General features: G+C 51.2%; 12 protein-coding genes. 11 read left to right on the top strand and 1 reads right to left on the bottom strand.

Annotated elements, in window-relative coordinates:
• Positions 1 to 267: 267 nt before the first annotated feature.
• The gene (locus HCG48_RS13330) at positions 268 to 477 is read left to right on the top strand and encodes a CsbD family protein (RefSeq protein ID WP_168569594.1); all 210 of its coding nucleotides are present in this window, start codon (positions 268 to 270) and stop codon (positions 475 to 477) included.
• Between the two features lie 296 nt (positions 478 to 773).
• The gene (locus HCG48_RS13325) at positions 774 to 962 is read left to right on the top strand and encodes a CsbD family protein (RefSeq protein ID WP_168569593.1); all 189 of its coding nucleotides are present in this window, start codon (positions 774 to 776) and stop codon (positions 960 to 962) included.
• A gap of 136 nt (positions 963 to 1,098) precedes the next feature.
• Here the strand turns inward: HCG48_RS13325 and HCG48_RS13320 are convergent, their stop codons facing one another.
• Positions 1,099 to 4,746, bottom strand: a complete 3,648-nt coding sequence (locus HCG48_RS13320) for a hydantoinase B/oxoprolinase family protein (RefSeq protein WP_168569592.1) — start codon at positions 4,744 to 4,746, stop codon at positions 1,099 to 1,101.
• A 464-nt stretch (positions 4,747 to 5,210) separates the two neighbouring features.
• Here HCG48_RS13320 and HCG48_RS13315 point away from each other — a divergent pair, with 464 nt between their 5' ends.
• The 9 genes from HCG48_RS13315 (at position 5,211) to HCG48_RS13275 (ending at position 13,781) form a co-directional block, all read left to right on the top strand.
• A complete protein-coding gene (locus HCG48_RS13315) occupies positions 5,211 to 6,437 on the top strand; it encodes an RNA-guided endonuclease InsQ/TnpB family protein (RefSeq protein ID WP_168569591.1) in 1,227 nt (408 codons plus the stop codon).
• Positions 6,438 to 6,492: 55 nt separating this feature from the next.
• On the top strand, positions 6,493 to 6,837 hold the full coding sequence (locus tag HCG48_RS13310; RefSeq protein WP_168569590.1) for a hypothetical protein: 345 nt from the start codon (positions 6,493 to 6,495) through the stop codon (positions 6,835 to 6,837).
• Between the two features lie 66 nt (positions 6,838 to 6,903).
• Positions 6,904 to 7,557 (top strand): phosphoribosyltransferase, encoded by a 654-nt coding sequence (locus HCG48_RS13305; protein WP_168569589.1) that lies wholly within the window; start codon positions 6,904 to 6,906, stop codon positions 7,555 to 7,557.
• A 76-nt stretch (positions 7,558 to 7,633) separates the two neighbouring features.
• Entirely contained in the window at positions 7,634 to 8,350 is a 717-nt protein-coding gene (locus HCG48_RS13300; RefSeq protein WP_168569588.1) for a dienelactone hydrolase family protein, read from the top strand.
• Complete coding sequence (gene ftsH / locus HCG48_RS13295; protein ID WP_168569587.1) at positions 8,343 to 10,307, top strand: ATP-dependent zinc metalloprotease FtsH; 1,965 nt, start codon at positions 8,343 to 8,345, stop codon at positions 10,305 to 10,307. The genes HCG48_RS13300 and ftsH overlap by 8 nt, the downstream gene beginning before the upstream one ends.
• Before the next feature lie 82 nt (positions 10,308 to 10,389).
• Positions 10,390 to 11,091, top strand: a complete 702-nt coding sequence (locus HCG48_RS13290) for a DUF4336 domain-containing protein (protein ID WP_168569586.1) — start codon at positions 10,390 to 10,392, stop codon at positions 11,089 to 11,091.
• Positions 11,092 to 11,422: 331 nt separating this feature from the next.
• Positions 11,423 to 13,093, top strand: a complete 1,671-nt coding sequence (locus HCG48_RS26065; protein ID WP_168569585.1) for an NACHT domain-containing protein — start codon at positions 11,423 to 11,425, stop codon at positions 13,091 to 13,093.
• 110 nt (positions 13,094 to 13,203) lie between these two features.
• Complete coding sequence (locus tag HCG48_RS13280) at positions 13,204 to 13,464, top strand: AbrB/MazE/SpoVT family DNA-binding domain-containing protein (protein WP_168569584.1); 261 nt, start codon at positions 13,204 to 13,206, stop codon at positions 13,462 to 13,464.
• Entirely contained in the window at positions 13,452 to 13,781 is a 330-nt protein-coding gene (locus HCG48_RS13275) for a type II toxin-antitoxin system PemK/MazF family toxin (protein ID WP_168569583.1), read from the top strand. Before HCG48_RS13280 ends, HCG48_RS13275 begins: the two co-directional genes overlap by 13 nt.
• Positions 13,782 to 13,786 lie beyond the last annotated feature (5 nt).

Below are 13,786 nucleotides of genomic sequence, written 5' to 3'. Positions count from 1 at the left end.
GGGGAATTTTAGAGTTTAGATTTTAGGTTTTAGGTTTTAACTTGAGACAGTGGGACTTATTTTCAGTTTCTAAAAAAGCAGGCAGGATGGGCGATCGAGCCTTGTGGTACGGTGAGGATGCCCGCACCACGGAATCATCATGACTTTTTGAGAAATCTGTCTGTAGGTAGATGAACTCTGAGGCAATTTTATCTAAGTTGGAATAGAGAAGCAAGTTAAAGATTAGCTTTTTAAAATTTCAGTTTTTGACGCATCGAGGAGAGATGTATGAGTATTGAGAAACGAGTAGAAGCCACGGCCAAAAACCTCGAAGGGAAAGCTCAAGAGGCTCTCGGCGAGTTGACGGGCGACCCCCAAGCGAAAGCGGAAGGGGAAGCGAAGCAAGTCGAAGCCCAGAAAGAGCATACCGTAGAAAATATGAAAGAAGAATTGGCTGAGAAACAACAGCAACTGAATTCGACGGGCGATCGCCGTTAATTCGATTCGGGATTAATTTCCTATTGTAACTCAGCTTCAAAATTATTGATTTTGGCTCAACTGCTCGATCGCAGGTTCTCTATTGTAGAGGACGGGCGATCGAGTTGTTGTTTGTATAGCAATTTTATTTTGTGAATTTTAGAGTAACCAATATATTCTTAAAAACCCTTCCAACCTCCAAAAGATAGATTAATTATTTTGATGGAATATATCGCCAGATGGAGACATCTCAGTTCTTTAATTTCTATGATAGGAACAGTTGAAACAAAGCAATTTAGTAAAAGGAGCTTTGCAATATGAGTAACGACAATAAGCTCGAAGCTACGGCGAAAAACTTAGAAGGAAAAGCTCAAGAAGCAATGGGCGAAGTGACGGGCGACCCCCAAGATAAAGCGGAAGGGAAAGCCAAACAAATCGAAGCCCAAGCGGAACACGCTAAAGAAAACATGAAAGAAAAGGTTAAGCAAAAAATCGATAATGCTTAAAGCCTAAAAAGCCTAAATTGAGCTTTTTAAAGGAGGAAGGAATATAGATTTCTTTCCTCCTTATTGTTTCGTTCTCGTCGATTGAAATAGCGAGATGGGAAGCGTCAAGGGGTTTAAAAATCCCTATCGCCAAACTCTATACAGAGGGAGGTGCGATCGCCCCAAACCCGCCACCGCCTGGGGTTTCAATGATAAAAACATCGCCGGGATTCATTTGGGCGACATCGGTAGATCCTAAAACTTCTACCGTACCGTCCGTCCGTTCGACGCTATTTTTACCGAGGGCGCCGTCGCCGCCGCCTTGTAAGCCAAATGGCGCGATCGCGCGATGACTCGACAAAATCGCCGCCGTCATGGGTTCGAGGAAGCGCAAGCGCCGGATCGCGCCATTTCCGCCCCGATATTGTCCATTTCCGCCACTATCCGGGCGGATAGCAAACTGTTCGAGTAACACCGGGAACCGCCATTCCAATACCTCCGGGTCCGTGAGACGCGAATTGGTCATGTGAGTGTGAACGGCATCGGTTCCGTGGTAACCGGGTCCGGCGCCGGAACCGCCGCAAATCGTTTCGTAATATTGATAGCGATCGCTGCCGAAGGTAAAATTATTCATTGTTCCCTGAGATCCGGCCATGACGCCGAGGGCGCCGTATAAGGCATCGACGATCGCCTGGGAAGTCTCTACATTCCCCGCCACGACTGCCGCCGGATAGCGCGGATTGAGCAAACATCCTTCGGGAATTATCACTTGTAGCGGTTTCAAACATCCCGCATTCAAAGGAATATTGTCGTCTACCAACGTGCGAAATACGTAAAGCACCGCCGCCTTACAAACCGCTTCCGGGGCGTTAAAATTGCTGTTGAGTTGGTTGGAGGTGCCGCTAAAGTCGATGGTGGCGCTGCGGCGATCGCGATCGATCGTAATTTTAACTTGAATTTGGCCGCCGCCGTCCATCTGATAGCAAAAATTGCCATCTTTTAACACTTGAATGACGCGCCTGACCGATTCTTCGGCATTATTTTGTACGTGTTTCATATAAGCACGCACAGTTTCCAAACCAAATTGGTCGATCGTTTTTCTCAATTCTTGCACTCCCCGTTCGTTCGCCGCAATTTGAGCTTGCAAATCGGCGATATTTTGGGTACAGTTGCGGGCGGGATAGGCGCCGAAATTGAGTTTTTGTAATAACTCGGTTTCTTGAAACTTTCCAGCTTTGACCAGTTGGAAATTATCGAATAAAATCCCTTCTTCTTCTACGGTCTTGCTGCTGGGTGGCATCGAACCGGGGGTAATGCCGCCGATGTCGGCGTGGTGGCCGCGCGAGGCGACATAAAATAAGATTTCGTGACCTTCAAAGACGGGGGTAATCGTGGTAATATCCGGTAAGTGCGTCCCGCCGTTGTAGGGGTTGTTGGAGATATAAACTTCTCCGGGTTTTAAGCGATCGCCGCGAGCTTGAATTAAGGCACGCACGCTTTCGCTCATCGAGCCTAAATGAACGGGAATATGAGGGGCGTTGGCGACGAGTTCGCCCTCGGCATCGAATAAAGCGCAGGAGAAATCGAGCCGTTCTTTGATATTAACTGAAGATGAGGTATTTTGGAGGGCGATTCCCATTTGTTCGGCGATCGCCCGGAAAAGATTGTTGAAGATTTCCAAGCGTACCGGATCGGGTTGAGCATGGTTTATTTCTGTGGATTGCGCGATCGCGGGGTCGTCTACTTTGAGGCGATTGAGAATTAAATGATTGCGATCGCTCGTGTACGCTTCCCAACCGCGATCGATAATATTGGTGCCCGTTTCTTCGATAACGATCGCCGGACCGAAGAGGCGATCGCCCGGTTGCAAGTCGGCGCGATCGAACACCGGGGTGTTGCAGTAGCGATCGCCCACGTACATTCTCACTCTGGCTTTGGGTTCGGGAACTTCCGAACTGCGGCGATCGATCGCCTTTTCTTCGGGAATCGCCATGCGATCGATCGCTTCGACGGCGATCGCCTCGACGACTAAAGGTTTATCGCTTTGCACGAAGCCGTAACGCTGCTGGTGGGCGGTTTCAAACTCACCTTTCATCACTGCCGGATCGTCGGCAAAATCAACGGTTAAGGTCGAATCGGTGCCGCGATATTTTAACCGGACTTTGCACTGCACGGCGATCGCGCGATCGCCGGAATCGATCTCGCTTTTGGCCTTCTCTTCTAACTTCCGGACAACATCGTATAATTGAGCCATGCCCTCTGCAGTTAACGGCGCTTCGATCGCCTGTTGCGCGATCGCGCGCACGTCCGCCAATCCCATGCCGTAAGCGGAAAGCACCCCCGCAAAGGGATGGATGAAAATGCGATCGACCCCCAAGGTTTCGGCAATTTTGCAGGCATGTTGGCCGCCCGCCCCGCCAAAACAACACAAAGTATAGTTCGAGAGGTCGTAGCCGCGCTGGAGGGAAATCTTTTTAATCGCGTTGGCCATATTTTCGACCGCGATCGCCAAAAACCCCTCGGCGACTTGTTCCGGGGTGCGATCGTCTCCCGTTTGCTCGTGAATTTCCCGGGCCATGTCGGCAAACTTGTGCCGAACCACCTCCACATCGAGGGGTAAATTGCCGTCGGGACCGAACACGTGAGGGAAAAAGTCGGGCTGAATTTTACCTAACATCACGTTGGCGTCGGTGACCGTCAACGGGCCGCCGTTGCGGTAACACGCCGGACCGGGATTCGCCCCCGCCGACTCGGGACCGACTCGGTAACGGGATCCGTCGAAGATCAAGATCGAACCGCCCCCCGCCGCGACGGTGTGAATCGACATCATCGGCGTTCGCAGGCGCACTCCGGCGATTTCGGTTTCAAATTCCCGTTCGTACTCGCCGTTGTAATGGGCGACGTCGGTGGAGGTTCCGCCCATATCGAAGGTGACGATCTGCTCGAATCCGGCCATTTTGCTCGTTTGCACCGCGCCGACGATGCCCCCGGCGGGGCCGGAAAGGATGCTGTCTTTGCCTTGAAATTGGCGGGCGTCGGTCAAACCGCCGTTGGATTGCATGAACATCAGGCGGTTTTCGATGCGCCCGCCGGGGTCTAGCTGGGTGGCGACGCGATCGATGTAACGCCGCAAAATGGGGGAAAGATAGGCATCGACGACGGTGGTATCGCCGCGACTGACGAGCTTCATGAGCGGGCTAACTTCGTGAGATACGGAGATCTGGGTAAAGCCGATCTCGCGGGCGATCGCCGCGATTTGGCGTTCGTGTTGGGGGTAGCGGTAGCCGTGCATCAGGGCGATCGCGCAGGCCCGAATCCCGCTCTCGTAGGCGTCTTGCAAGGCGGCGACTAAGGGCGCTTCGTTGACGGGTTGGAGTTCCTCGCCTCCGGCGCTGTAGCGTTCTTCGACTTCGACGACCCGTTCGTAAAGCATTTCCGGTAAGACGATCTCCCGGGCGAAGATGTCCGGGCGGTTTTGATAGCCGATTCGCAAGACGTCGCGAAAGCCTCGGGTGACGACAAAGACGGTGCGATCGCCTTTGCGTTCGAGCAGGGCGTTTGTAGCGACGGTGGTTCCCATTTTAATCGCGGCGATCGCCTCGGTGGGAATCGCTTCGCTGTCGGCAATTCCGAGCAGTTGGCGGATTCCGGCGACCGGGGCGTCGCTGTAGCGGTCCGGATTTTCGGAAAGCAGCTTGCAGACGACGGTTTCTCCGTCCGGGCGCCGGGCGACGATATCGGTAAAGGTTCCGCCGCGATCGATCCAAAATTCCCAGCGCTTTTCCTGGGGTAATGTAGAAGTCATAGCTGTTGCGATTGTGTCGATAATCGTTTCATTTTAAGCGCAGTTGGCGACGCCGATGCCATGGAAATCTTTATCGGAGCCAACGGACAAATTTGATTGAAAAGGAGAGCGGGCGATCGCCGCGCTTGTTGTGCGTGGATTGCCCGGGAGCAAACGCGATCGAAGTTTTACAAAATGTTGAGAATTGTAAGGGGTAAAAATTGCCCTTTAATCCCTCGTCACCCCTCGGCGATCGCCCGCTCGAAAGGGAGAATAGCTCGGATTAAAACCGCTTCCATCGATTCGACAAGACCTTCGAGGGTGGCCTATAATATTGCGTAGAGGCGGAGGCTTCAATCGCTACAAAATTCCGATTTTAACAATGGGAGTGGGAATTCCCCGATTCTACCGAAGGTGAATCGTGGGATGAAAGCGACTCTTCGGCAAATCAATTATAATCTTATCATCTGGCTATATCGGCGATAATGTTCAAGGCGTACAAATACCGCATCTATCCAACCCCCGAGCAACAAGCGACTTTAGCCAAGAGCTTTGGTTGCTGTCGTTGGTATTGGAACTATGCGTTAAATTTGTGCCAAGAGACTTATCGAGCGACCGGAAAAGGCTTGTCAAGGGGTTATCTTCAGGGATTATTACCTGCCCTCAAAAAGGAATACCCTTGGCTCAAAAAAGATGTCTATTCCCAATGCTTGCAAGTCGTGGCGTTGAACTTATCGACCGCTTATCGAAACTTCTTTGAGAAACGGGCAAAATTACCCCGATTCAAATCCAAGCAGGGAAGGCAATCTATCAGTTATCCTCAAAATGTTAAGTTTGAGGGAAGTTACATCAAACTGCCTAAAGTTGGGTTAGTGCGTTGTCGTCAGCATCGAAGTTTTGAGGGAAAAATCAAAACTGTAACCCTCTCCAAAAATCCAGATGGTAAATATTATGTTTCAGTTTTGGTGGAGGGTAGAGAAGAACCTCCCTTTCCCTCAACTAAAGGAAAAGCAATTGGCATTGATTTAGGGCTGACCGATTTTGCGATTACCAGTGAGGGGTCGAAATACAATAATCCCAAGTATTTTGATAAACACGCGCGAAACCTAAAAAGAAAACAGCAAAAACACGCTCGAAAAAGGAAAGGCAGCAACAACCACAATAAATCGCGGGTAAAAGTTGCTAAGATTCACGCCAAAATAAGTCGCTGTCGTGAAGATTTTCTCCACAAGCTATCCCGTAAGATAGTGAACGAAAACCAAGTGATTGTGGTCGAATCCCCCCTAACCCCCCTTAATAAGGGGGGAACTAAAGGGGGGATAGGCATGGTTCGCGATCGCAAACTCGCCAAAGCGATTAGTGATGTCGGTTGGGGAATGTTTTGTACGATGTTAAAGTACAAGGCTGAATTAGAAGGAAAAGTTTATCTAGAAGTCGATCGATTTTTTCCTTCCTCTAAAACCTGCCATGTATGCCTCAATCAAATCCAAAGTCTGTCTCTTGATGCGAGAAGCTGGACTTGCGAACATTGCCAAACTCGTCATGACAGGGATATCAATGCCGCCATTAATCTCAAAAATGAAGGCTTACGGATATTAGAGTTAGGGACTAGCTCTACTGCCCTTAGAGGGGATGTAAGACGAGGTGGTAGAACTTCAGTTCTATCTAGCGCAGTCCCCAGTGAAGAGGGAAGCCGCTATTGTAATCTTTGATTCAATAGCGGTAGTTCACAAAATTCTTAACCGTGAAAGATTAGGAGATTGAAAAATGTTTGACAATTTATCGAGAGATCCGCCGATCGCCGACGATCCACAGGCACAACCGGAAGAAATTCCCGATTTTTGGAAAGAACCCGATTCAAAGATAGACCCTCAAGAATCCGCATCCGAGGGGTTGAAAGCCCAGCCAGATTTTTCAAAAGTTTTGCCCGTGGCGCCGGAATGGATTCAACTGGCGCCTGTCGGGCTGCGATCGTGGGAATTTTTAATCGCCGAACTGCTCAAAATTGGCAGACCGATCCACCCTCGCGTGCAAGCTCAAATCGGCGAAGCATTGGGTTGGTTGTATTGGTTGAAAACCGTGGAAGATGGCGAACCGACCGTGACGGGTTAGCTGCGGTGTACTTTTGAGGGGCGATCGCCAACGGGAGCAATCGTCAAAAGGGGAGAAATCAAGACTATGCACTTTAAAGATCGAACCCAGGCGGGTCAGTTGCTGGCGCAACGACTGCGCCCCTATGCTCGCCGACCCGATGCGGTGGTTTTAGCCCTACCCCGTGGGGGCGTTCCCGTCGCTTACGAAGTGGCCCGGGCGCTGGAATTGCCCTTAGATTTATGTTTGGTGCGTAAATTGGGGGTGCCGGGTCACTGCGAACTGGCGATGGGGGCGATCGCCCCGGGAGGAGTGAAGACCGTAGACTGGGATCTGGTTCGTTCCCTCAATATCTCTGACGAAGCGATCGCCCGAGTAGAAGCACGGGAACAACGGGAATTACAACGGCGCGAACGGCTCTATCGCGGCGATCGCCCCGGATTGAACTTGGGCGATCGCACTGTTATTTTAATCGACGACGGCATCGCCACGGGTTCGACCCTGCGCGCGGCGATCGGGGCCATCCGCGAACAGCAACCCCGGGCGATCGTCGTGGCGGTTCCCGTCGCCCCCCCGCAAACCTGCACCGACTTGCAGCAAGACGTCGATCGCGTCCTTTGTTTGCTTTGTCCCCAACACCTTTATTCGATTAGCGCCTGGTACGAAGATTTTTCGCAAACCAGCGATGAAGAGGTCTGTCAGCTACTAGCAAAAGCCAATAAGTTAGGGATAAAAACCTAAAAAGGAGTGCAGGCATCCTACCTGCACGGATCCCCGCCTCAATCCCCAATCTAAAACCTAAAATCTAAAATCTCCAATGCCCCACCCCCTCGATTGGCCCGATCGCGAATTTGAAGTCGCCGTGAACCTGGGAACGGTCGAACTCACCGGAACCCTCGGATTGCCGCCCCAGGTTCGGGGGGTGGTGTTGTTCGCGCACGGGAGTGGGAGCAGTCGCCACAGCCCGCGCAATCGCTACGTCGCCCGGATGCTGCAATCGGCGGGGTTCGCCACCTTACTCATCGACCTGCTTACCGCCGAAGAAGAGGCGATCGACGATCGCACCCGGCATCAATTGCGCTTTGACATTCCGCGCTTGGCGCGGCGTTTGGTCGGGGCGACGGATTGGTTGATACAATGTCCGGCCACCCGATCGCTGGCGATCGGGTATTTCGGAGCCAGTACCGGATCGGCAGCCGCCTTAGTCGCCGCCGTGGAACGGGGCGATCGCGTCAGTGCGATTGTTTCCCGTGGGGGGCGTCCCGATTTAGCCCTGGGGGTATTACCGCAAGTGCGATCGCCCACCTTGTTGATTGTCGGCGGTCGCGATTTTCCCGTTCTCGGCATCAACGAAGATGCTTTAAGCCAATTGAGCGTGCCGAAACAGCTCGCGATCGTCCCCGGGGCAACTCACTTATTTGAAGAACCCGGAGCCTTAGCCGAAGTGGCTCGATTGGCCTGTCAGTGGTTTGGCAACTATCTCGCCCCCGCCCGTTCCCCGGTCGGCGGCAAAGGAGCGATCGAACATGGCTGAAGATCCCAACTCGAATCAATCCCCAAAACTGTCGGATATCCGGCGTTTCGGACGCAGCATCATCTTTTTACTGGTGTGGTTACTGCTGCTGAACTTTCTATTTTTCCAGTCGCCCCAAACGACGCGGGTGCCTTATAGCGAGTTTCTCTCACAAATAGAGGCGGGACGGGTACAAAAAGCGACTGTAGGCGGCGATCGCATCGAATATACATTAAGAGAAGACAGCCAGGGCGATCGTCCACCAAAAACTTACGAAACTTTTCCCGTCGCCAGCGATGGAAACTTGGTGCGATTACTGCGCGAACACGGCGTCGAATTTTCCGCGCCCCGCTCTCACGAAGGCGGCACGATCGCCATTATTTTGAGTTGGGCCTTACCCCTGCTGTTGCTGTTTGCCTTTTGGGGATGGGCGATGAGCCGATCGCGCGGCGGTGGCGGTCCGGCGGCGCTCACGATCGGCAAAAGCAAAGCCCGCATCTACTCGGAAGGGTCTACCGGGGTCTGTTTTGACGACGTGGCGGGGGTAGACGAAGCCAAAGTCGAACTCGAAGAAATCGTCGATTTTCTCAAACATGCGGCCAAATACACCCGTTTGGGGGCGAAAATCCCGAAAGGGGTGTTGCTCGTCGGCCCGCCGGGAACCGGGAAAACTCTGCTCGCCCGGGCGATCGCCGGAGAAGCGGGAGTGCCGTTTTTCAGCATTTCCGGCTCGGAATTTATCGAGCTGTTCGTCGGGATCGGCGCCTCGCGGGTGCGCGACCTGTTCGAGCAAGCCAAAGCCCAAGCGCCCTGTTTGGTGTTTATCGACGAGTTGGACGCCTTGGGCAAATCGCGCATGGGCGCCGGGCCGATGTTAGGTACAAATGACGAACGGGAACAAACCCTCAACCAACTGCTCGCCGAACTCGACGGATTCGAGCCGAATACCGGGGTGATCTTGCTCGCCGCCACCAACCGCCCGGAAGTCCTCGATCCGGCGCTGTTGCGTCCCGGACGCTTCGATCGCCAGGTGGTGGTAGACCGCCCGGACAAGAGCGGACGCGAGGCGATTCTCAAGGTGCACGCCAAACTGGTGAAACTCGACGACGATGTGGATCTCGACAAGATCGCGGCCCGAACTCCCGGATTTGCGGGGGCGGATTTGGCGAATTTGGTCAACGAGGCGGCGTTGTTGGCGGCGCGTAAAAATCGCGTGGCGGTGATGATGGCGGATTTTAACGAGGCGATCGAGCGGATTATTACGGGATTGGAGAAGAAATCGCGAATTCTCAACGAATTGGAGAAGAAAACCGTCGCCTATCACGAAGTGGGACATGCGATCGTTGCCGCCTTGATGCCCGGTTGCGGGACGGTCGAGAAAATTTCCGTGGTTCCCCGGGGGGTGGGGGCGTTGGGATATACATTGCAGTTGCCGGAAGAAGACCGCTTTTTGATGGTTGAAGATGAGATTCGCGGTCGGATCGTGACCTTACTCGGGGGGCGATCGGCGGAAGAGTTAATTTTTGGAAAAGTTTCGACCGGGGCGAGTGACGACATTCAGAAAGCAACGGATTTAGCGGAACGGTTTGTGACCCTTTATGGGATGAGCGATCGCCTCGGTCCGATCGCCTTTGAAAAGCGACAGCAGCAGTTCCTCGAAGGGTTCGCCAATCCCCGCCGCGCCGTCAGCGCCAAAGTTTCGGAGGAGATCGACCGCGAGGTACGGGCGATCGTCGAAGGCGCCCATCACATGGCCTCGGCAATTTTAGAATTGAATCGGTCAGTGTTAGAAGAAACGGCGACGTTGTTGTTAGAAAAAGAGATTTTAGAAGGGGAGACCCTGCGATCGCACCTCGCGAAAATTAGCCGTCCGACAGAGTTGGAAACTTGGTTAAATACGGGGCAAGAGATCCCCAGCCCCAACGATGATGGAGCTACGGTCAGGGGCGATCGATCCGTTGACATCTTTTTATCGTAAACTATACAAAATAGTAGAGTGGGCATTGCCCACCCTACCTTTGCTAGTATTAAACCTAGCAATCAGATTATTCCTCTAAACTATGCTCAAAGAAGTTGATATAGATATTTGGGTTGCAGAACAACCCTTCCGATATTTGGGACTTAGTGTCGGAATTAGAATGACGGTTATTCGATTGGCAAATCAAGAATTAGCCATAATTTCTGCAATTCAACCTAGTGACACACTTGTAAGTGAACTCAGCAAACTGGGAGTGGTTAAACATATTATCGCTCCCAACCTTTATCACCATTTATTTGCAGCTAATTTCAAATCTATTTATCCCCAGGCAACCTTTTGGGCTGCACCTGGTTTAACCATCAAAAAACCAGAATTATTAATTGACCAGACCATCAGGGGCGATCGAGGTGAGTTATTACCTGGATTAGACTTTATGGTATTCAATGGTTTAAGAGTTTTGGGTTTGAACGGAGTTGATTTACTCAACGAATGTGTGTTTTTTCATTCCGCCAGCCGCACTCTAATTTTGACAGATACTGCATTTCACTTTGATAAAAGCTTTCCACTACTGACCCAATTTGCAGCTAGGTTACTGGGAGGATATAAACAACTAAGTCCATCAGTACTAGAACGCCTTGCAACAACCGAAAAAGAGCAAGTCAGACAATCTGTTGAAGGGATTTTATTATGGGATTTCGAGCGAGTTATTATGGCTCATGGAAGTATAATTGAGCGAGATGGTAAAGAAAAATTCAAGAAAGGGTATGAATCCTTTTTACGTTGAAGCTAGTGTTTATCTTAGCTTATATAGCAATACCAACCTGATTTTTACTCCCTAAATAAATGGAGCGATCGCCTCGTGCAAAAACACTTCGCCAAACTAGAAATCCAAAAAGAGTAGATGGTAGGGTGGGCATTGCCCACTCTACTGAGTTAAATACGGGTCAAGAGATCGCCAGCAACAACGATCGCGCAACGGTCAGGGGCGATCGATCCGTTGACATCTTTTTATCGTAAACTATACAAAATAGTAGGGTAGGCATTGCCCACCCTACCTTTACTTGCCCAACCCCAAGAGCTTGCTAGAATAACAGCAGAATTTGGATGATGACTATATGGTTAACCCATTCGTCAAGCTCACCATTGCAGGTGGTTGTGTGTTGGGGGGTGTGGCTTTTCCCCCGTTGTTGGCTGGGGAGGGGATCGTTTGGGGCACCGCTTTGGCAACGGCGTTGGGTAGTGTGGCGGCGGGGAATGCAGCCAATGTGGTGGATGCGCTACTGGATGGGGAAGGACAGATTTCTCTGGAGAATCAGGATTTAACCAAAGCCGTGGGGAAAGCCATAGCCGCCGTCATCACCCTCGCCGCCAAACAATACCCAGGCAAAACCCGCCAATATCTCGAAAAAATCGCCGCCCAAGCCAAAGATAACTGGGTCAAAATCGCCCAACAGGAACTCACCCAACACCGTTACCCCGAACTGCGAGAAGCGAAACTCGACCAATTTCTCACTCCCCAAGAATACCAACTCACCCAACAAGGCAACCTCACTGATACAGAATGGAGTGATATCTTCATCCGCCTCAACATGAAAGCCTGTAAAGGGGGTGGGTTTCCGATTCCCGCACAGGTGCGTCAAGAAGTTGCGGAATTACTGCATACCACCTTCCCAAAAGCCTTGCGAGAAACCCTCAAGGAAGACTTTGCCAAGGATGGGAAAGCATGGGCGGGGTTAACGTTGCAGTTACTCACCGGAATGCAAGCGCAACTGAGCCAACTGCAAGCCAGTCAAGGGGAAGTAAATGTTGGGGAGTTCAGCCAAATCCTGCAACAGTTTCAGGAATTGGAAACCCAGTTACGGGGAAGTGTTAGCCAGCAGCAGGCATTTTTTACGGAGATTTCTGGCAGAATTGATTCCGGTTTTGCAGAAGTCTGTCAACGGTTGGGGGTGATGGAAACCCAGATTACTCAGTTGTTGCAAGGACTGGAAAAGACTCTAGAAAGTTTGGTGGCAGAAATTCGATCGCATTTTGATGTCGCTAACCCCCATCTTTCCTTAGCAGAATGGCGATCGATTGCCGAGTTAATGCTAGCTGAACGACAGGCATTAACGGCTAATCCGGCATTTAAGCGAGTGGATGTTTATGTGCCGTTGGCATTGGTGGAACGTCGCCAAACTAAGGAACGGAAACCGGGGTTAAGTCTGGAAAACCGAGAAGAGGGGGAACGGGAAGAGGGGGAACGGGAAGAAGAGAAAATAACTCCCATCGCCGAGGATGAGTTTTTCGATCGGGTTTTGCGGCAGGGGAAAAGTCCCCAAAGTCGGGGGCGACGGATTGCGGTGATTGGCGAACCGGGGTCAGGAAAAACGACGCGATTACAGGCGATCGCCGATTGGATATTGGCAGAACATCTCGGCATCCCGATTTGGATTGAGTTGGCACAATTTACCGAACCGACGCTGGTAGATTATCTGGAAAAATGGCTGAAGTCGGCGGGAGTTGAAGGGGCGATCGCCTCTCTCCAAGACCATAAAGAGCATCTCTGGTTATTGATGGATGGATTGGATGAAAGGGTTGCCCGGATTGAACGTCCCCATGTGTCCCAGTTATTAACGGGGTGGATGGGGTTAGGGCGGGTCATCATCACCTGCCGGGTGAATGTCTGGGAAGCAGATCGAAATGCCTTTTCCGGGTTTGATGTGTATCGGAATTTACCCTTTGAAGCGGATCAAATGGAAACCTTTATCCGGCGATTCTTTGCCCAGAGCGATCGAGAACAGTGATTCGATCTTGATTCTCCTTGATATCTTAGGATTGAACATCGAGCAACCCTTGACGACCCTTTCGAGGGTAGCTACAATGTAATCACATCTGCTTTTGAGATCATCTAAGTATGAGTACAGTGATTAGAACCCGAATTGTTAAAATTGGCAACTCCCAAGGTGTGCGTATTCCTAAACTACTCTTAGAGCAAAGCGGTATTCAGACAGATGTTGAAATTGAAGTGGAGGGCGATCGTCTCACGATTCGCACCGCACGACGGTTACGCAACGGCTGGGATCAAGCCTTTGCAGCCATGGCGAAAGAACAAGATGATGTTCTTCTCGATCGAGTCAACAGTACCGACTGGGAGCAAAGTGAATGGGAGTGGTAGCCCAGCGTTTTGATGTTTTTTTGGTTAATCTTGACCCGACAATTGGCAGTGAAATTCAGAAAACACGACCCTGTGTGATTATCTCGCCCGATGAAATGAACCGTCATATTGCCACGGTGATTATTGCACCAATGACGACGAAAGGGAAAGCCTACCCGACGCGGATTGCCTGTCAGTTTCAGGGTAAGGAAGGAAAAATTGTTCTGGATCAAATCCGCACCATTGATAAAACTCGATTGGTCAAAAAACTGGGTCAAATTAGTCCAGATGAGCAAAGCGGAGTTCTCGACACCTTGGCTGAGATGTTTTCCGAATGAGCCAA

It is taken from the genome of Oxynema aestuarii AP17 (genome assembly GCF_012295525.1).
Lineage (GTDB): Bacteria > Cyanobacteriota > Cyanobacteriia > Cyanobacteriales > Laspinemataceae > Oxynema > Oxynema aestuarii.
This window is presented reverse-complemented; position numbering and strand designations above follow the sequence as displayed.